Genomic DNA, 20,149 nt, shown 5'->3' with positions numbered 1-20,149 from the left:
TCAGCTCGCTTTCCGGGGGGATTTGCGTGCCGCGCCCGCAGCCTTCTTGTCGCCGGCTGCCCCGGCGCTGCGGCGCAGGGCTTCCTTGAGATCGATGATGTTGTCTTGCCCGCGCGGCGCCTGTTTGGCGATTTCCCGGCCCTCGATCTTGGCTTTCACCAGTTCCGCCAAGGCGTCATTGTAGCGGTCGCTATAATCAGCCGGATTGAAGGTGCCTGCGCGCGTCTTGATGATATGGCCCGCAAGCTCCAGCATCTCGTCATCGAACTCTATATCCGGGATGGACTTGAAGACGGTGGTTTGCGAGCGCACCTCGTAGCTGAAATTCAGCGTCGTCGCGACGAGCGCCTTGCCGCTCGGCCGGATCAGCACAATGCGGTTGCGGCGGAAGAGCACCGCCTCGCCGAGTGCCACGACATTCTCGTCGTCCATGGCCTTCGCCAGCAGCGTCAGGGCCTCCTCCCCGTCCTCCTGCGTGGGTGCAAGATAATAGGACTTGTCGAAATAGAGCTTGTCGATCTCGCTGCGCCCAAGGAAATGCCGGATGCGGATGACCTTGTCGTTTTCCGGCATCAACTTCGCAATCTCGTCTCCCTCGATGACGATGTGATCGCCATTGTCGAGTTCATATCCCTTGACCTGATCCTCACGCTCGACAGCATCGCCGGTATCGCTGTCGACATATTGCCGTTCGACGCGATGGCCGGTCTTACGGTTGACGATGTTGAAGGAAATTTTCTCCGATGCGGTGAGCGCGGCATAAAGGCCGATTTCACAGCTGAAATCGGCAAATTTCAAATGACCCTTCCAGCTCGCTCTCCGGTTCATGATCGCCGCCCATGATCATCGTGGGAGGATCGCTCTCTACCCCGGTCCGCGGCAAGAATACGTTCGATGGCGGGCACGTCCACCTCCTCCAGCACCGGCACGGGGTCGGATGCCATCGCCTCCAGCACCTCGGGCGAAAGGCCGCCATTGCGGATCACCCACTCCATTGCCTCGCGGGTTTGCCGTTCGGCCTTCAGCTGCGCATAAAGCGCCAGTATCAGCCGATCGCGAATATCGAGGGGCTTAACATTTCTGTCTGAACGTTCTGCCTGCCGTTTCATGTCAAATCCCCGAGGCGCCTCAAAAGATAGGACAGGTAGTCCCCGCCTCGATCTGGCGGGAGACGCCATATGCGACTCTAACGATTCGGATTGCCCCTCGTTCCATCGGACATGCGGATGGGCAAGTCCTGCGACGGCCCGACCTCGGGCTGGTATGGGATGACGGCGGGCTGGCGGCATCACAAGCCGCCGCCTCGCCCTACCTCAAACGGAATATTTCTTTCTACTGGGCGTGCTTGCCGCGCCGGCGGGCGCAACATCGGGTTTGCCGAAGAGATAGCCCTGCGCCTGTGCACACCCCTCATCGACAACCATGCGATATTGCGCATCCGTTTCGATACCCTCTGCCGTCACCGGCAGATCGAGGCTGCGGCCAAGGCCGATCACCGCGCGCACGATGGCGCGGGCATTGTCGTCGTCGCTCATGGCGGCGATGAAGCTGCGGTCGATCTTGATCTTGTCGAAGGGGAAGCTCTGCAGGTTGCTGAGCGAGGAGTAACCGGTGCCGAAATCATCCATGACGATGGCGACGCCCAGCGCCTTCAACTGGTTGAGAATGATCAGCGTCGCCTTGCGGTCTTTCAGCAGTGCCGCTTCGGTAATTTCCAGTTCAAGCCGGTTCGGAGACAGTCCGGTCTGCATCAGCACGGTGCAGACGACATGGCCGAGATTTGCCAGCGAAAACTGCAATGGCGAGACGTTGACGGCGATTTTCAGATGCGGTGCCCAGGTGCTCGCCTGACGGCAGGCCTCACGCAGCACCCATTCACCAAGCGAAATGATGATCCCGCTTTCCTCGGCAATCGGAATGAAGACGTCCGGCGGCACCACGCCCCTTGTCGGGTGCTGCCAGCGCACCAGCGCCTCATAACCGACGACCTGCCCGCATTCGACGGAAAGGACAGGCTGGTAGTTCAGAAGCAATTCGTTGCGGTTGATGGCAAGCCGCAAATCCGTCTCGAGCTGACGGCGTTCGCGGGCCTCCTGATCCATCAGCGGATCATAAAAGGCCAGGATGCCACGCCCGCCCATCTTGGCGCGATAAAGCGCCAGATCGGCGGCATGCATGATGCTTTCATCGTTTTGGCCGTCCCGCGGGAAGACGGCGATGCCGATGCTGACACCCACGGCAGTCGGATCGTTGGCCGCATTCATTTTCAACCCGAACATGGCAAGGATCGTCTCGGCGAGCAGACGCGCCTCCTCCGACTTGGTATGCCGGGCAGTCAGAATAACGAATTCGTCGCCGCCGAGACGCGCGACGACATCGCCTGCCCTTGCACACTCATCAAGAATGGCGGCGACCCTTTTCAGCACGCGGTCGCCCTCGGCATGGCCGAATATGTCGTTGACCGCCTTGAACCGGTCGAGATCGAGCGCCAGCAGTGCAAATTCATCTTCTTCACTGCAATGTTCGATCTGCTGGCGAAGCCGCGTCTGGAACATGGTGCGGTTCGAAAGGCCGGTCAGCACATCGTGGCGCGCAAGATATTCGATTTCCCGTTGCGCTTCCCGCTTCTCCGTCAGGTCGCGAATAGCCATTACCTCACAGGGGTGGCCGCGATATTCGATGGTACGCACCGCAAGCTCGAACACCTGCGCCCGCTCCCCGCGCTCGCGGATCGCCTCGACCGGTGCAAGGCGCGGCAGATAGGCCGGCTGCCCATCGATGGCCTTGAAGAGATCATCAGGATTTTTACCGATCAGCGACGCCTCGTCGCTGCCGAGGAGTCCGGCAAAGCGGGTATTCAACTCGACGATCCTGCCATCGCGCACGACGGCAAGGCCATCCAGCGTGGCATCGACAAGACCCTTGAGGTCGACGAGATAGCGATCCACCAGCGCGGCGGTGGCCGTTGTGGACAGGATAAGGAAGGTCACGCCGGAGACGGCGCCGATCATGACCAGTCTGGCGAGGTTGTCGGGATCGGGACCGGAAACGGATGGATCCGGCGACAGGATCGTGGCCGACATGGCGGTAAAGTGCAGCGCGCAGATGGCCAGAATGGAACATGCCGCCGGAGCGACGATGCGCTGTTTCCAGGAGCCCGCACGGCGGAAAAGGAAAAAGGCGAGAAGAAAAAACGCCCAGGCAACGGCAGAACCGCCGACGATTGGGGCCCAGCGGTAGCTTATCGTCGCGGCCACATCCATTCCGGCCATGCCGACGAAATGCATGACGGCAACAGACAGGGTTACGAGTGTTCCGATGATGACGGGACTGTAGCTTGCTTTCGAGCGGATGTTCAGCGCCAGCCAGAACCCCAGAACGGCCAGAACCGAAGAAAGAGCCGTGAACTGGAAATCAAAACCGATTGGAACCGTGCCCTTATATGCAAGCATGGCGACGAAATGGGTGGCCCAGACACTGAGACCTGCGGCAAAGGCGGCAACCAGCACCCAATAGGGCTTGCGGCCAGACGGACTTTCCTCCGCGCGCAACAGAAGGTGAAAAAAGGCAAGCATTCCGAGCAGGCAGATAGATGCTGCAAGAAGCACGATCGCCCTATCGTGCTGAACGGCAACGCATTCCAGAACCGTGAACATGGCACACTCTCCCAGCCTCTGAAGAACCGCTCACGACCGCACTATGGAGTTGGTTTATTTATAAATCTCTAATGCAACCCTTGATAAGAGTGCGTCTTTGTCGACAATGACACAGAAACGGGTGGAAACGGCGCGTCAGCCGGGAGAGCTTTTGCGACTGGCCCAAGGGCTGGCGATGGAAAGTTCCTGTCTCCAGCTTCGGCAATCATCGCCGGCACAACCGAAAGATGCGCGCACGGGAGTCAATTCCCACATCCAGACAGAGCCATAAAAAACGGGCGGTAGATCAACCGCCCGTCGCATCTTTGAGGAATGTGGCTGCTGTCACTGCTTCGTCACGTTTTCCAGCCGGGTCGTCTGGCTGGGGTGACCGACATAGTCCTTGACGCGCGACGTCAAGACGATGGGTTCGTATCTCTCGAAGAGAGGCAGAACTGCGGGATTCTGCGCGACGAACTTTTCCTGCATCTCGGTGTAGATTTCCCCACGCTTCTTGGCATCGGGTTCAAGTGAAGCCTTTGCCGTCAGAGCGGTCAATTCGGGAATATCCCAGGCCGAACGCCAGACGAAGTTGCCGGCATTGTTGGCGGCAAGCGAGTTGTCCGGGTTGCTGGAAAATTGCTCCATGGAGCCAAGGACGTTCGGCATATAGGCGCCGGTCTGTGGCATGAGCAGATCAAAGTCACGGGCGCGGTGGGCCGCAATCACATCCGCACCGTTGCCCTGCTGAATGTTGACCTTGATGCCGATCTGGCTGAGCGATGCCTGGATGGCAGTCGCAAGATCGATGCGAGGTGTCTGGGCAATGGTCTTCAGATTGAGCGTGAAGCCATTCTCATAACCAGCCTCCTTCAGAAGAGCCTTGGCCTTCGGAACGTCAAGCTTCCAGTCCGGGCTCGGAATGGCATATTCGAAGTTCTCCGGCACCGGCACGGTGCGCGCCCGGCCATATGGACCCATGATGGTCTTTTCCATGCCCTTGTAGTCGATGCCATAAGCAATCGCTTCGCGGACCTTGGGGTTGGACAAAGGCTCCTTGCCGGCATTCATCGACAGGACATAGAAACCGCCCGTCGGCACGCGCTGGATCTGGAAACCTTCCTTGTTGCTGAAGGTCGCAAGGTCGGCGGCGGTCAGCGCGCTGGCGATGTCGATATCGCCTCGCTCCAGCATCAGGCGCTCCACCTGGCTTTCCGGCACATGCCGCACGATGACGCGACGCATCTTCGGTTCGCCGGCCACATAATCCTTGTTGGCTTCAAGGATGATGATTTCATTGGGCGACCAGCGATTGAGCGTGAAGGGGCCGGAGCCGGCGGAATTTGTCCGCAGCCATGCATTTCCCCAATCACCATCGACTTCATGGGACTTGAGTTCCTTGCTGTCGACGACACTGGCAATGACCATGGCCAGACGATAGAGCAGCAATTCGGAGGTCGTTTCGCCTGACAGTTCGATGCGAACCGTCTTTTCGTCCGGGGCGCTCACCAGCTTGTCGACATTTTCAGCGCTGTAACCAACACGCTTGAGGTTGGCGGCAGCCGCCTGGTTCATCTTCAAAAGACGGCTGAACGAATAAACGACATCCGCCGAGGTCACGGGATTGCCCGAGGCGAAATTGGCCTCGCGAAGATGAAAGGTGATGCCCTTGTCATCCGTCTCCCAGCGCTCCGCCAGCTGCGGTGAAACTTTTCCCGAACCATCGACCGAAATCAGCCGATCATAAAGATTGGCCATGATTTCATTGGCTTTGGCTTCGGTCGCCTGATGCGGGTCGAGCGACAGCACCTGGGCCAGCGACGTCCCGACGACGAGCTGGTCATTGGGTGTCTTGGCCGCGATCGGGGACGCCTGCACCAGCATGGCGCCCAGAACGGTGGTGAATGCGAGACGGATCATTGATTTTTTCATACCTGCTCCTCCTACAGATCGGTAATTGCATGGGTGAAGCCGGCAGCGTCACGAGGCGCCAACCGGCTGAAACAGTCAAAGATGATTGTTATTGAGCGCCTCGATCAGCGCGGCGATATAGCCGTAGCAGAACCCGAAGGCGACACCGACGGGATCGCGGCCCGCAATCGTCGGCACATGATCGGGCATGATCATGTAGCGATAGCCAAGTTCGTGATAGAGCTTCAGCGACCGCACCATGTCCATGTCGCCCTCATCGGGAAATGTCTCCATGAACGACAGCTTGCCGCCGCTGATGTTGCGGAAGTGGACGTTGAAAATCTTGTCGCGGCTGCCGAACCAGCGGATGATCTCGTCGATCTCCTCACGCGGATTGTCGAGCATCTCGCCGATCGATCCCTGGCAGAAATTCAGTCCGTGATAGGGGCTTTCCCGCATCTGCACGAATTTCTTCAGGCCCTCGACGGTGCCGAGCACCCGGGTGACACCCTTGTAACCCGGCGGCGTATAGGGGTCATGCGGATGGCACGCCAGGCGGACCTTGTTACTTTCGGCAACAGGAACCACGCGCTCGAGGAAATAGTCGATACGCTCCCAGTTCTCATCTTCGGACAGAACGCCGGCAAGGCCCGGAGCCGCATCATGGTCGGCCCTGTCCCAGCGCCAGGCTTCATTGAGCGAACCGCCGCGGCCACGCTCCATTTCCGTGCGCGGAATGCCGATGAGGTTGAGATTGTATTTCGCCGCCGGAATGCCGGCCCTCGCAATATCCTCGATCATCCTGCAGACGGCATCGATCTGCCGGTCTCGCTCTGGCCCCGCAAGCAGGATATCGGGAAACGAGGCCTGTTCGATGGGCCGGGACGGCAGCGGCAGCTGCACCATGTCTAGGACAAGACCAAAGCTTTCGACCTTGTCACGATGACGTTCAAAATCCTCAAAGGTCCAGCTCGCGGGCGCTCCAGGCGGATCGGCGTTGATATTCCTGACGCCAAGCTGCGCCCAAACCCTGTAATCCTCGTCGTCTCGTGCTGCCACCTGAGTGCCGACATACATCGATTCTCTCCCTCTCCATGCTAGTCATCATATGACATCGCATGAAATAAGATGAGTGTCGAGATGCTATTGCGCCTCGGAAAGCAACCTGTACCGACGCTGGCTTGCAAGCATGTGATCGCGCATGGCCTTACGCGCGGCATCCGGGTCCTGCTCGACGATGGCGCGCAGGATTGCCTCATGCTCGGCCTGCACCTTGCGAAGATAATCCGCATTGCCCGTCTCCGGCAGCGTCGGAAACTGCCCGCGCGGTATAGACCGTGAGCCGAACTGGCGCAGGGCCTCCAGATAGAAACGATTGTTGGTTGCTACCGCAATCGCCGTGTGGAATTCGTAATCGGCCTCAACCGTGGTTTCGCCCGCATCGATGGCCCGGGCCATTTTCCGATGGGCTGCGGAAATTGCCGCCTCCTGCTGGGCTGTGCGGCGATAAGCGGCGATTGCCGCCGCCTCCCCTTCGGTTGCGAGCCGAAACTCGAGCATTTCCAGAGTTTCCGCGATCGTACCCACTTCGGATTGCGTCAACTTCACACCCGCCCACTCGCCGGCATTGCTGACGAAAACGCCTTTACCCTGGATGGGAATGACATAACCGGAAGAACGCAGGTCCGCGATCGCCTCACGAACCACCGTGCGGCTTACGCCATAGGTGCGCTCAAGCTGCGGTTCCGTGGGAAGCTGATCGCCGTTCTTGAGTTTTCCACTGCGAATTTCTGCACTGAGATTATCGATGATCTGCTGTGCCCGCCGCTCCCGCGGCTTTTCCCTGTCGCCCATCATGCCACTCTTCCCTCTTGCAGAAAACGAATCCCTTCGCTACTCATATGATGACGTGGCGTTACGTCATATGTTTTCATGTTAGCTCAGGGAGGAGTTGGGATGAAGTACCATCAAAAGTTTTTGCAAGGTAGAATTGCGCGTCTGCGGCGAGCGGTTCAAAACGTGGCATCGCTGACAGCGTCTTCCGGTGGAAGTGCGACCTGCGATGACTGAAATTTCACTGCGCGGGCTCGGACATCGCTTCCTGCAACTTGTCATTAGCCTCTTCATCCTGCTGTGCATCACCTTCATCATTGGCCGGGTGATGCCGACCGACCCGGTCGGAGCAATCGTCGGTGAGCTTGCAGATCCCAAGGCCTACGAAGCCATGCGGACCCGGCTTGGACTTGATCTGCCGCTTTACCAGCAGTTTTTCATCTATCTGCGCGGTCTGCTGCACGGCGATTTCGGCATCGCCATCCTGACCGGCAATCCGGTAACGCGGGACCTGGCGCAGGCCTTTCCGGCCACGCTGGAACTGGCGACGCTGGCAATCATCATCTCCACGGTGATCGGCGTGCCGCTCGGTCTCGCCGCCGCCCTGTTTCGCGATACGTTCATCGACAAGTTCGCGCGTGTCTTTGCGCTGGTGGGGCATTCGATACCCGTCTTCTGGTTCGGTATCGTCGGGCTCGTGATTTTTTATGCCAACCTCAACCTTGTCGCCGGGCCCGGTCGCGTGGACGTCTTTTATGAAGGCCTCGTCGAACCGAAGACAGGACTGATGCTGGTCGACAGCCTCCTTGCGGGTGAAACGGAAATCTTCTGGAACGCGCTCGCACATATCATGCTGCCGGCGATCATCCTTGCCTATATGGCCATGGCCTACATCACCCGCATGACACGCGCCTTCACCCTGGAGCAGCTCAGCCAGGACTATGTGATTGCCGCGCGTGCCAAGGGAGTCAGCCCGGCGCGTACCATAACCCGCCACGTACTGCCGAATATCGCGGTGCAGCTGATCACCGTTCTCGCCATCTCCTATGGCAACCTGCTGGAAGGCGCCGTGGTGACCGAAATCGTCTTTTCCTGGCCTGGTATCGGACAATATATGACGAATGCCCTGCTTATCGGCGACATGAATGCGATCCTCGCGGCCACGATCGTCATCGGCTTCATCTTCATGATGCTGAACTTCCTTGCAGACGTGGCCTATACCACACTCGACCCGCGGACACGGGAGGTCGCTCGATGACCGATATCACACAGAACAATCCCGTGCAGAGCCGCAGTGCCTTGTCACGCCTATCAGCCACAACGGTGCGGACACTGCAAAAGCTTGGTGACGAGCCGCTTGGAATGTTCGGCTTTGCCATTCTCGCCATTCTGGTCATCGTTGCCATTTTCGCGCCGCTCATTGCGCCCTACGATCCGGTAAGTCAGGCGCTCGACAACGCGCTTCAGCCTCCTAGCTGGGCGCATCTGGCCGGAACCGACGAATTTGGCCGCGATATTTTCAGCCGCCTCGTCTATGGCACCCGCATCACCGTTCAGACTGTTTTGTCGGTCTCGGTCATCGTCGGCCCGATCGGGCTTGCAATCGGTGTCATGGCCGGTTTCTTCGGCGGCCGCACCGATGCCATTCTGATGCGTGCGACCGATATTGTCCTTTCCTTCCCTTCGCTCGTCCTGGCGCTGGCCTTTGCCGCCGCTATGGGGGCAGGTCTTGGCACGGCCATCATCGCAATCTCGCTGACCGCCTGGCCGCCCATCGCGCGTCTGGCGCGTGCCGAAGCGCTGGTGGTGCGAAACACGGATTATGTCGCTGCCGCACGCCTTTACGGGGCATCGCCGCTGCGCATCCTGTTTCTTTATATCGCGCCAATGTGCATTCCCTCGGTCATCGTCAGACTGACGCTGAACATGGCCGGCATCATCCTGACGGCCGCCTCGCTTGGCTTCCTCGGTCTCGGTGCGCAGCCGCCGCTTCCCGAATGGGGCGCGATGATCTCCAGCGGCCGTAAATTCATGCTCGATTACTGGTGGGTCGCCGTCATGCCCGGCATCGCGATCCTTTTGACGAGCCTTGCCTTCAACATCGCCGGCGATACGCTGCGCGACCTGCTGGATCCGCGTCATGCCCGTTCCTGATAGCTCACCCATTCTTTCGGTCCGCGACCTCAATGTCCGTTTCGGCCGCAACACCATTCCGGCCGTCTCCAATGTCAATTTCGACGTCGGCCGCGAGAGGGTCGGTATTGTCGGCGAGTCCGGCTCCGGAAAGTCCACGACCGGGCGCGCCGCCATGCGGCTTCTGCCCAAAAGCGCCACCGTTACGGCGGAGCGCATGGATTTCCTCGCCGAACCCCTGCTTGAAAAATCCGAGCGCCAGATGGGTGCGATCCGCGGCAGCGAGATGGCACTCATCATGCAGGACCCGCGTTATTCGCTCAATCCGGTCCTGCCGATTGGAAAGCAGGTGGCGGAGGCGGCCGAGCTGCATCTGGCGCTGACCGGCAAAGCCGCCAGAAATGCCGCGCGCGACATGCTCTTGCGCGTGCGCATCAACGATCCTGACCGCGTGATGGGGCTTTATCCGCACCAGATTTCGGGCGGCATGGGACAGCGCGTGATGATCGCCATGATGCTGCTTGCGAAACCCAAGCTGGTGATTGCCGACGAACCGACCTCGGCCCTCGATGTCAGTGTCCGCAAGGATGTCCTTCTGCTTCTGGACGAGATGGTGCGCGAGAATAATTCCGGCCTCATCCTCATCAGCCACGATATCCGCATGGTCGCCGCCTTCTGCGAACGCGTGCTGGTCATGTATGGCGGACGCGTCGTTGAGACGCTTTCGAAGCTCGAAGATGCGCAACATCCCTATACGCGGGGCCTGATCGCGGCGATGCCCGATCCCCGCAACCCGGTCCGGCGCCTCAAGGTGCTGGATCGCCAGGCAATCGATGCGGAGATGATGCGATGATCACGGTAGACAAGCTCGATGTCGTCTACGGCACGAAAGAAAACCGCAACCACGTCGTGCGCGACGTCAGTTTTCGCGTCAATAAAGGCGAGACACTCGGCATCGTCGGCGAAAGCGGCTGCGGCAAGTCGACATTGCTGCGGTCACTGGCGGGGCTGGAAGCCGGCTGGACCGGATCGATCAGCTTCGACGGCAAGCCGGTCGGCAAGGTTCGCAGCCGCGAGGAGCTGAAGCTGGCGCAGATGGTGTTTCAGGATCCCTACGGTTCCCTGCACCCACGCCACCGCATCGGCCGGGCTCTGGCCGAACCGATCCGCTCGATGGGGCTTGGCGATGGCTGGTCGAAAGTGCCGGCCGCCCTGCAACAGGTCGGCCTGCCCGCGCATTTTGCCGAGCGCTTCCCGCATGAACTGTCCGGCGGCCAGCGTCAGCGTGTGGCGATCGCCCGCGCGCTTATCCTCGAGCCGCCGATCCTGCTGCTCGACGAGCCGACATCCGCGCTCGACGTCTCCATTCAGGCGGAAATCCTGAACCTGCTGGCCGATCAGCGTGAAGACCAGAACCTCACCTTCGTTCTCGTCAGCCACGACCTGTCGGTCATTGCCCATATGTGCGACCGTGTTCTGGTCATGCAGAATGGCGTTTTTGTCGATGAGTTGACCAAGGCTGATCTTGGAGCCGGCATTACACACGCAGCCTATTCTGGCGAGCTCTTCGAAAGCAGCTTCCTCTGAAACGGTGATGGAGCGGCGCGATTGGACCAAGAAGACCGCTCCAGCAACGTTATCCAACATGATGTCGAAGACAGGAACGCCCGTTCATTATTTGTTCTGGCTTGCTGTTTGAGTTTTTGCTAATCATTGCGACAAGAGTGCAAAAATGACCGGCCGTCAGCAGACGGCTGGCATTTTTGAATAAGGCCGTCGTCGTGCGGATAGGCAAATATCAAGGATGCAGGCATGGCGGTTGCCTATCTGGACAAACTGAACGAGCAGCAGCGCAAGGCCGTGGAACATGGCGTTGGACTTTCAGACGGACACACGGCCGGACCATTGCTGATCATCGCCGGCGCCGGTTCCGGCAAGACCAACACACTGGCGCACCGGGTGGCGCATCTGATCGTCAATGGCGCCGATCCCCGCCGAATCCTGCTGATGACCTTTTCACGCCGCGCCGCTTCCGAAATGTCGCGTCGTGTCGAGCGGATCTGCAAACAGGTCATCGGCACCAATGCCGGAACCCTCACGGATGCGCTGGCCTGGTCCGGCACGTTTCACGGGATCGGCGCACGCCTCCTGCGGATTTATGCGGAACAGGTCGGACTGGACGTGGACTTCACCATCCACGACCGCGAAGACAGCGCCGATCTGATGAACCTTGCACGACACGAGCTGGGTTTTTCCAAAACCGAGAGCCGTTTTCCGACAAAGGGGACGTGCCTTGCGATCTATTCGCGCGCCGTCAACTCGCAGACGCCGTTGAAGGAAATCCTGCGCCAGCATTATCCGTGGGTGTCCAGCTGGGAAGGTGAGCTCAAGCAATTATTTGCCGCCTACGTTGAAGCCAAGCAGGCCCAGAACGTGCTCGATTACGACGATCTTCTGCTCTACTGGGCCCAGATGGTCAGCGATCCCGACCTTGCCGGCGATATCGGCAATCGTTTCGACCATGTGATGGTCGACGAATATCAGGATACCAATCGGCTGCAGGCCTCGGTGCTGATGGCGCTGAAACCGGGCGGTCGCGGGCTGACGGTGGTGGGTGACGATGCCCAGTCGATCTATTCATTCCGGGCAGCGACGGTGCGCAACATACTGGATTTTCCAACATCCTTCAGCCCGGCCGCCGACATTATCACCCTTGATCGCAACTATCGCTCAACGCAGCCGATACTGGCTGCGGCCAACAGCGTCATCGACCTTGCCCGTGAGCGGTTCACCAAAAACCTCTGGACCGAAAGACAGTCACTCGAGCGACCGAAGCTCGTGACGGTAAAGGACGAAACGGAGCAGGCGAACTTCATCATCGACCAGGTGCTGGCCAATCGTGAGACCGGCATGACGCTGAAGCAGCAGGCGGTGCTGTTTCGCACCTCCAGTCACAGCGGCCCGCTCGAGGTCGAGCTGACACGCCGCAACATTCCCTTCGTCAAATTTGGCGGCCTGAAGTTTCTCGATAGCGCCCATGTGAAGGACATGCTGGCGGTATTGCGGTTCGCGCAGAACCCCCGAGACCGGGTTGCCGGTTTCCGGCTTCTCCAGATGCTGCCGGGTATCGGCCCGAAGAAAGCCGGCAATATTCTCGATACGATCGCGGCAGACCCCGAGCCATTGCTCGCCCTTGCCGAAATTCCGCCACCACCCAAAACCGGCGATGACTGGGTATCCTTCGTTCAGCTGCTGGCGAACCTGCGAAAATCGCACGACGGCTGGCCATCGGATATCGAGCACGCGCGGCTCTGGTACGAGCCTCATCTCGAGCGCATCCATGAGGATGCCGAGACCCGCAAGGCCGATTTGCTGCAACTCGAGCAGATCGCCGGCGGCTACCCCTCACGTGAACGTTTCCTGACCGAACTGACGCTCGATCCGCCGGATGCCACCAGCGACCAGGCGGGCGTGCCGCTTCTCGATGAGGATTACCTGACCCTTTCAACCATTCATTCGGCCAAAGGCCAGGAATGGCGTTCCGTCTTCATCCTGAATGTGGTCGATGGCTGCATCCCCTCCGATCTCGGCGTCGGCTCCACGCATGAAGTCGAGGAAGAACGCCGTCTGCTTTATGTCGCCATGACACGCGCCAAGGACAGCCTGTCGCTGATAACGCCGCAACGGTTCTTCACCCATGGCCAGAATGCGCAGGGAGACCGGCATGTTTACGCGGCAAGAACCCGCTTCATACCGGCAACTCTGTTGCAATTCTTCGAAACCGCCACCTGGCCGCTGGTTTCTGCCGCTGCCTCCGAGCGCAGCGCGCAGCAGATCCGCATCGATGTCGGCGCGCGGATGCGAGCAATGTGGAAATAAGGACGAGCGTACGGGCTGGAACGATGGATAGCACGGCTGTTCGAAAGATCATCCATATCGACATGGATGCCTTTTATGCATCGGTGGAGCAACGCGACAATCCCGCACTTCGCGGCCTGCCGGTCGCCGTCGGCGGATCGGCGGCACGGGGCGTGGTGGCTGCGGCGAGTTACGAGGCAAGAACCTTCGGCGTGCGTTCCGCGATGCCATCGGTCACCGCCAGACGGAAATGCCCGGATCTGATCTTCGTGCCGCCGCGATTTGACGTATATCGGCAGGTGTCGCAACAAATCCGGGAAATATTCGCCGAATATACCCCGCTGATCGAGCCGCTATCGCTCGACGAAGCCTATCTCGACGTGACCGAAAACCTGAAAGGCATGGAGATCGCCACCGAAATCGCGCTGGAAATTCGCGCAAGGATCAAGGCGGTCACCGGCCTCAATGCCTCCGCCGGCATCTCCTACAACAAGTTTCTCGCCAAGATGGCAAGCGACCTGAACAAGCCGAATGGCCAGGCCGTCATCACGCCGAAGAATGGCCCCGGCTTTGTTGAGGCCCTGGCGGTTAAGAAATTTCACGGCGTGGGACCGGCCACGGCCGAGCGGATGAGACGGCACGGCATCGAAACCGGGCTCGATCTCAAATCGAAATCACTCGGTTTTCTGCAGCAGCATTTCGGAAAGTCCGGCCCTTATTTCTACAACATCGCCCGCGGCATCGATGAACGGCAGGTAATACCCGATCGCATCCGCAAGTCCGTCGGCGCCGAGGATACATTCGTCGAAGACATCGACGATCTCGATCTGGCCAAGGCTGAGCTCGGCCCTTTGGCTCAGAAAGTCTGGCGGTATTGCGAGGCCCACGACATCACCGGAAAGACAGTGACGGTGAAAATCAAATATTCGGATTTCACTCAGGCGACACGCAGCAGGACCGTCTCGGGAGCCGTGCCTGACCTTGCGACGATCCAGGAGATGGCCGAGACCCTGCTTGCCTCCGTCTTTCCATTCAAACGTCCGGTGCGGCTGCTGGGTGTTACTCTTTCATCGCTGAGTGGAGAAGAGAGCGATGAGGAACCACAGCTCGCCCTTGGCCTCTGATGCCCCTGTCCTGAAAACGAAAAAGCCCGCCGCGGGAGGAGGTGCGGCAGGCTTTTCGAAAACTCGAACAACGGCTGGGAGGAGGAGTGCCATTGTTCACGAGATAACCCTTGGGAGGAGGATAGGGTCACCTCAGTTCGAAGCTCTGCGGGAGGAGGTGCATCACTTCGATGAAGACCAAGATACCTGATTTCGCCGCATATTAAATAGGCTTTATCGCAGCGCAGCCATGCAAGAAACGCAGGGGCTGATTTGCACGAGCGATATATTTCAAGGCAAATGGCATGCGCCGCCTATTTCCGTCAGAATTTCACGCTGGCCGTCAGGCTGACATTGAAGGGCTCGCCCACGGCATTGGCATAGCTGGTGGAGCCGATGGACGAGGTGTAATAGGTCTTGTCGAAGATGTTCTTCAGATTGAGCTGCAGCGTCACCGGCTTTTCGAACTGAAGCGTGTAGGTGGCGAAGGCGTCGAAGACCGCATAGCCCGGCAGATTATAGGAATTGTCGTTGATGCCGGCGCGCTCACCCACCGCCCGTACGCCGCCGCCGATGCGCAGCGTATTGCCGTTCGGACCGACCTCGCCGACATCGTAGGCAAGGAAGAGCGAGCCGGTGTGGCGCGCCACATTCGGCAGGCGCTTGCCGGCATAGGTGGGATCCTCAAGCACCAGCGCATCCGTATAGGCATAACTCGCGATGAGATCGAGATCGTTGGTCAGGCTGCCGGCAATATCGACCTCCACACCGCGCGAACGGACGAGGCCGGCGGCCTTCACCGTCGAGATGCCGCCGACATCTTCCGAATAGGCGACATTGCGCTTGCGGGCGTTGAACAGGGCGATATTGGCGTTGAGGCCGGCGAAAAGATCGAACTTCGCACCCACTTCGTAGGAGATGCCCTCTTCCGGATCGAGCCCGCCATAATAGGCGCCGATCGAGGATTGCGGACGGAAGGTTTTGGCCACATTGGCGTAAAGCGAGGCATTCGGAGTGAGCTTGTAGACGAGGCCGGCATTGGGGATAAGTTCGCCGCCATCCTTCTCGGTATTGACGACGAAGGGGCGCCCCTTGCCGGCATAGATGTCGTAATACTGGTAACGCAAGCCGCCGACCGCGATCCATTGATCGTTAAGATGCAGGGCGTCCTGCATATAGATCGAGGCGGTGGAGAGCTCTTCCGTCTGATCGCTGTCGACCGCCCTCACCGTGGTGCAGACCGGCAGGCGGCCATAGACGGGATTGTTGACGTTGAAATTCGTGGAATTCGCGCATCGCAGCATGTCGGTGCGCAGGGTATCGCTATAGTCATAGGACGCACCGAACAGAAGGTCGTTGCGCAGTCCGCCGATTTCAGCCTCGCCCGTCAGATCCGCCCGCACCGCGTGATTGTAGATCGTGGAATATTGCGTCGCATCGGCCCGGCGCGTTACCTGCCCGGTGCGGGAATTATAGCCCATCACGCGCGCCTGATTATCCGAATATTCGTTGCGGCTATAGGCGTAGTTCAGCGACAGCTTCCAGTCATCGGAGAGTTGGCGGTCTATGGCGATGCTCGCCAGATCGGATTTGCCGTCAGTGATGTTATAGGCTTCATCGAGGCGCAGGCGGCGGCTGACATTGATCGCTTTGCCGGTCGCCGGATCGAAGATCGTGCCGCGATCGAACGGCACGCTGTAATCCTCATGCATATAGGAAACCGTAATATCGGTGTCCTCGCCGCTCCATTTCAGCGACGGTGCGATGAGCCAGTTCTTCTTTTCACCGAAATTACGCCAGTAATCGCTGTTTTCCCCCTCGCCGATCAGGCGATAGGAAAAATCCGTACCCGCAATCGGGCCGGTCACATCGAAACCACCTGATGTGCCGTATTTGCCCGCCCCATAGGCGGAAAAGCGCGAATAGGCCTCCGCCGTGAATGTATCCTCGGGCTTCTTCGTCACGACATTCACCATGCCGCCCGGATCGAGGATACCATAAAGCGTGGAGGCAGGTCCCTTCAGCACTTCCACCCGCTCGACAGTATCGTTGAAGGAATGCGGAAGTGCCGTCTTCAGCCCGTTGACGAGGATGGAGCCGTCGCGATTATCGCCGAAACCACGGCGGATGACGGCATCCTGCGTACCGCCGAGCGTATTTGCCTGGGTGACGCCGCTGACATTGGCCAGCGCTTCGTCCAGCGAGCGCGCCTGCTGGTCGCGTAGCACCTCGGCCGTCACCACATTGACCGATTGCGGAATATCGAGGATCGGCGTTTCGGTGCGTGTCGCCGTGCCCGTCGTCACCGGCTGATAACCGCGCGCGCCTTTTTTGACCTCGCCAGTGACGGTTATGGTTTCGAGCACCGTCGTTCCATCAACATTTTTCTTCGGTGCTGCACTCTCCTGCGCATAAGCAGGCAGGGCGACCCCGGCCAGAAGAAACGCCAGCAGCGCCCGCGAGCGCACCCCAATGATCATCGAACCGTCATGCATCCTGTCTTGTCCCCGGCTGTCCCAAATCGTCATCGCGACGATGATGCACCGCTCTTTCAATTGATGAATGTAGTAGTCAACTTTATTTCCGCTTCAGCGCGGCAAAACGTCGGCACCGAAGGGTGCATTCGCGCTTCCTGGCGTGTCATTTCAGCCCATGACAGCCGCTTTTTGTTCAAATCGACCGGCAAAAACCGCATTTTTGAACGCTATATACTTGACTACTACAGTCATCAATAATTCTGGTGGCAACGCATTCAGACGGGGACGAATTTGAACGACGGCATGAGACCCATAAGCACGGATACAGGCCTTGCGGCGCAGGCAATCGAGCTTGCCTATGGCGACACGCCGGTGCTTGCGGACATGTCCATCGATGTCGCACCGAACCGCTTCACCGTTCTGCTTGGCCCGAACGGTTCCGGAAAATCCACGCTTCTCAGCGCGCTTGCCCGCCTGCACCGGCCCGCACGGGGCCATATTCTTCTCGACGGCAGCGATATCTTCCGCCACCCGACCAAGGAGGTGGCGAAAAAGCTCGGCATGCTGGCGCAGCAGAACCATACGCCGGAGGGGCTTTCGGTTTTCGACCTCGTCTCCCGCGGCCGCTACCCGCATCAGGGATTTCTGAAGCAATGGAGTGAGGAAGACGCCCGCGCGGTGGAAGAGGCGCTATCCGTGACCGGCATGTCCGAACTGGCGGGAAGAGCAGTCGACAGCCTTTCAGGCGGCCAGCGCCAGCGCGCCTGGATCGCCATGGCGCTGGCGCAGCAGACGGATATAATTCTTCTCGACGAGCCGACGACCTTCCTCGATCTGCACCATCAGATAGAGGTGCTGGACATGCTGGCGGGCCTCGTCACCCGCCACAACCGCACGATCGTGGCGGTGCTGCATGACATCAATCTTGCCCTGCAATATGCCGATCACCTCATTTTCCTGAAGGACGGGCGGCTGCGGCACCGGCTGGAAACGGCAGCGGCGTGCGATGCCGGCATCATTGCCGATGTCTTCGACATGGCAGTTGCCCAGCTCACGCATCCGGTCACGGCGCGACCGGTATTTCTTCCCCTGCCCGGACGGGCCGGCGCGGCATGAACCTTATGGGTACCAGCAGCGCAAACACTCTTGCCCTTAGAGAGCGAGCCTATGGCCGCACACTAGCGGCAGCACTTCTCCTGCTGCTTGCCCTGCTGCTTCTGGTGCTGGCGCATATGGCCACCGGACCGCGCCCCATTGCGCCGCACGTTCTGCAAGACCTGATATTCGCTTATGACGCCCGCAATTTCGACCAGCAGGTTCTGATGCGCCTGCGCCTGCCGCGTTTGCTGGCTGGGCTGCAGGCCGGGGCCTGCCTTGGAACAGCGGGGCTTCTGCTGCAAACCCTGCTCCGAAATCCGCTTGGCGAACCCCATATTCTGGGCTTGAATGCCGGGGCAAGCCTTGCCGTCGTTCTGGCGACAGTGATGCCGCTCGGGCTGATCGCAACGCCGCTGTTCCGCCCATTGCTGGCGGCGACGGGCGCGGGCATCAGCTTCTCGCTCGTGCTTCTCCTTGCCTCCGCCGGGCGGCAGGGGCTGACGCCGGCAAAACTCGTCTTTTGCGGCATTGCGCTTTCCACGCTTGCCGGAACCCTCACCTCCGCCATCCTCATTCTCAATGAGGAAACATTGCAGCAGATGCGTTTCTGGCTGGTGGGCGATACGGCCGGCGTTTCCATGGCAACCATCGCCGCCGCCCTGCCCGCGGCCATGATCGCGCTTATCCTCGCTTTCGCCGTTGCTCCCCGGCTCGATCTTCTGGGGCTGGGCGAGAGCGCTGCCGCAGCGCTCGGCGTACCGGTCCGTTCGACCCGGCTTCTGGCGCTTGTCTCCATATCGCTGTTCTGCGGCGCAGCCATCGCCGTCGTCGGTCCCATCGGCTTCGTCGGCCTGGTGGTGCCGCCGCTCGTCGCGCGCCTGAAAACGGGGCGGCTTCTGCTTGCCATACCCATCGCAGCACTCGGCGGCGCAGTCCTCCTGATCGCCGCCGATCTTGCCGCCCGCCTCATTCTCCTGCCGAAAGAACTGCCCACCGGCGCGATGACCGGCCTTGTCGGCGCGCCGGTGTTTCTCTGGCTGGTGCGCAGGGTGCTGAAATGAACCGCTACCGGGTTCTCCGACTGGGACGCTTTTCCCTCCGTTTCATGCCGTCGCGGCTCACCATTCTGCTGGCGCTTTTCCTCTGCCTCATGCTTGTCGCCCTGTGGTCGCTCAGCGTCGGCAGCCAGCATATCCCCGCCTCCGCCCTGTGGTCGCTTATCACCGCAACCAACACCGATCCCGCCATGACCGACGCGGTCGTGGTTCTCGACTTCCGGCTCTCGCGTCTGGCGCTTGCGATGGTGGCCGGCGCCATGCTCGGCATTGCCGGCGCCATCATGCAGGCCACGACCCGCAACGGCCTTGCCGATCCCGGCCTGCTCGGCGTGCGCGAAGGCGCATCCCTTGCCGTGCTGGGCTGCCTGTTCCTGCTGCCTTCCCTGCCGGTCATGTTGCGCCCCGTCGCGGGTATTGCCGGCGGCATGGCAAGTGCCGCAATCGTTCTGATGCTCTCCGGCGCAACCTCGCGCCTGCGCTTCGTTCTGACCGGCATCGGCTTTTCATGGCTTTTATCAGCTTTGCTGCTTATCCTCATGGCATCACTCGATATTCGCAATTTGCAGACAGCGATGATCTGGATGGCTGGCAACTTGCAGGGCGCAAGCTGGACCGCCGTTTCCATCCTATCCGCCATCCTCGTCATCGCCCTTGGCCTTCTGCTCCTGACGGCGCGCGCTGCCGACGTGCAGGCGCTCGGCGATCATGCGGCGACGGCACTTGGCGTCCATAGCCGCCTCCTTTCGGTGCTTCATGTCACGCTTGCCGTCAGCCTCACCGCATCCTGCGTTTCCTTCACCGGCAGCATCGGTTTTGTCGGCCTGATCGGTCCGCATATCGCCCGGCTTCTGTTGCCCGGTAGCTCCTATCCCGGGCTTGTCATGAGCGCAGGCCTGACAGGCGCAATTCTGGTCGCAGCCTCCGACACCATCGCCCGAACCGCCTTTTCACCGCTGGAGCTGCCGACCGGCCTCGTTCTTTCCGCCGTCGGCGCACCCACGCTGCTTGCTCTTCTCTGGTTTCACCGGCATCGCCTATAGGTC

At 59.9% G+C, this 20,149-nt stretch carries 16 protein-coding genes; 9 read left to right on the top strand and 7 right to left on the bottom strand.

What is annotated here, in order from left to right:
* The 6 genes from ku to AC1ROR_RS16970 all read right to left on the bottom strand — a co-directional run bounded on the left by ku (position 1) and on the right by AC1ROR_RS16970 (position 7,403).
* Complete coding sequence (gene ku, locus AC1ROR_RS16995; protein ID WP_498590135.1) at positions 1-828, bottom strand: non-homologous end joining protein Ku; 828 nt, start codon at positions 826-828, stop codon at positions 1-3.
* Positions 825-1,109 carry a hypothetical protein gene (locus AC1ROR_RS16990; protein WP_498590134.1) on the bottom strand — a complete coding sequence of 95 codons (285 nt, stop codon included), beginning with the start codon at positions 1,107-1,109 and terminating at the stop codon, positions 825-827. Before AC1ROR_RS16990 ends, ku begins: the two co-directional genes overlap by 4 nt.
* Before the next feature lie 204 nt (positions 1,110-1,313).
* Positions 1,314-3,656 (bottom strand): bifunctional diguanylate cyclase/phosphodiesterase, encoded by a 2,343-nt coding sequence (locus AC1ROR_RS16985; RefSeq protein WP_498590133.1) that lies wholly within the window; start codon positions 3,654-3,656, stop codon positions 1,314-1,316.
* A gap of 324 nt (positions 3,657-3,980) precedes the next feature.
* Positions 3,981-5,519: an ABC transporter substrate-binding protein gene (locus AC1ROR_RS16980; protein WP_498590272.1), complete on the bottom strand. Its 1,539-nt coding sequence runs from the start codon at positions 5,517-5,519 to the stop codon at positions 3,981-3,983.
* 123 nt (positions 5,520-5,642) lie between these two features.
* On the bottom strand, positions 5,643-6,623 hold the full coding sequence (locus AC1ROR_RS16975; protein ID WP_082184788.1) for a mannonate dehydratase: 981 nt from the start codon (positions 6,621-6,623) through the stop codon (positions 5,643-5,645).
* 66 nt (positions 6,624-6,689) lie between these two features.
* Entirely contained in the window at positions 6,690-7,403 is a 714-nt protein-coding gene (locus AC1ROR_RS16970; RefSeq protein ID WP_498590132.1) for a FadR/GntR family transcriptional regulator, read from the bottom strand.
* Positions 7,404-7,608: 205 nt separating this feature from the next.
* Between AC1ROR_RS16970 and AC1ROR_RS16965 the strand changes: the two genes are divergently transcribed.
* From AC1ROR_RS16965 to dinB, 6 genes are all read left to right on the top strand, one after another.
* The gene (locus AC1ROR_RS16965; RefSeq protein ID WP_498590131.1) at positions 7,609-8,637 is read left to right on the top strand and encodes an ABC transporter permease; all 1,029 of its coding nucleotides are present in this window, start codon (positions 7,609-7,611) and stop codon (positions 8,635-8,637) included.
* 104 nt (positions 8,638-8,741) lie between these two features.
* Positions 8,742-9,533, top strand: a complete 792-nt coding sequence (locus AC1ROR_RS16960) for an ABC transporter permease (protein WP_498590271.1) — start codon at positions 8,742-8,744, stop codon at positions 9,531-9,533.
* Positions 9,520-10,365: an ABC transporter ATP-binding protein gene (locus AC1ROR_RS16955; protein ID WP_498590130.1), complete on the top strand. Its 846-nt coding sequence runs from the start codon at positions 9,520-9,522 to the stop codon at positions 10,363-10,365. The genes AC1ROR_RS16960 and AC1ROR_RS16955 overlap by 14 nt, the downstream gene beginning before the upstream one ends.
* Positions 10,362-11,099 (top strand): ABC transporter ATP-binding protein, encoded by a 738-nt coding sequence (locus tag AC1ROR_RS16950; RefSeq protein ID WP_498590129.1) that lies wholly within the window; start codon positions 10,362-10,364, stop codon positions 11,097-11,099. Before AC1ROR_RS16955 ends, AC1ROR_RS16950 begins: the two co-directional genes overlap by 4 nt.
* A gap of 225 nt (positions 11,100-11,324) precedes the next feature.
* Positions 11,325-13,391, top strand: coding sequence for an ATP-dependent helicase (locus AC1ROR_RS16945; RefSeq protein ID WP_498590128.1), 2,067 nt, complete (start codon positions 11,325-11,327; stop codon positions 13,389-13,391).
* A gap of 23 nt (positions 13,392-13,414) precedes the next feature.
* Positions 13,415-14,494 carry a DNA polymerase IV gene (dinB, locus tag AC1ROR_RS16940; RefSeq protein WP_498590127.1) on the top strand — a complete coding sequence of 360 codons (1,080 nt, stop codon included), beginning with the start codon at positions 13,415-13,417 and terminating at the stop codon, positions 14,492-14,494.
* 302 nt (positions 14,495-14,796) lie between these two features.
* On the opposite strand, the gene AC1ROR_RS16935 is transcribed toward dinB, so the two are convergent.
* A complete protein-coding gene (locus tag AC1ROR_RS16935; RefSeq protein WP_498590126.1) occupies positions 14,797-16,968 on the bottom strand; it encodes a TonB-dependent siderophore receptor in 2,172 nt (723 codons plus the stop codon).
* A gap of 285 nt (positions 16,969-17,253) precedes the next feature.
* Here AC1ROR_RS16935 and AC1ROR_RS16930 point away from each other — a divergent pair, with 285 nt between their 5' ends.
* From AC1ROR_RS16930 to AC1ROR_RS16920, 3 genes are read left to right on the top strand one after another with little or no spacing between them, the layout of a single operon-like run.
* Positions 17,254-18,066 carry an ABC transporter ATP-binding protein gene (locus AC1ROR_RS16930; protein WP_498590125.1) on the top strand — a complete coding sequence of 271 codons (813 nt, stop codon included), beginning with the start codon at positions 17,254-17,256 and terminating at the stop codon, positions 18,064-18,066.
* Between the two features lie 5 nt (positions 18,067-18,071).
* On the top strand, positions 18,072-19,109 hold the full coding sequence (locus tag AC1ROR_RS16925; protein ID WP_498590124.1) for a FecCD family ABC transporter permease: 1,038 nt from the start codon (positions 18,072-18,074) through the stop codon (positions 19,107-19,109).
* A complete protein-coding gene (locus AC1ROR_RS16920) occupies positions 19,106-20,146 on the top strand; it encodes a FecCD family ABC transporter permease (protein ID WP_498590123.1) in 1,041 nt (346 codons plus the stop codon). The genes AC1ROR_RS16925 and AC1ROR_RS16920 overlap by 4 nt, the downstream gene beginning before the upstream one ends.
* Positions 20,147-20,149: the final 3 nt, after the last annotated feature.

It is taken from the genome of Agrobacterium sp. GW821-FHT14E08, from assembly GCF_058803865.1.
Note: the sequence above shows the minus strand (reverse complement) of the source record. Positions and strands in the feature narration are given on the sequence as shown.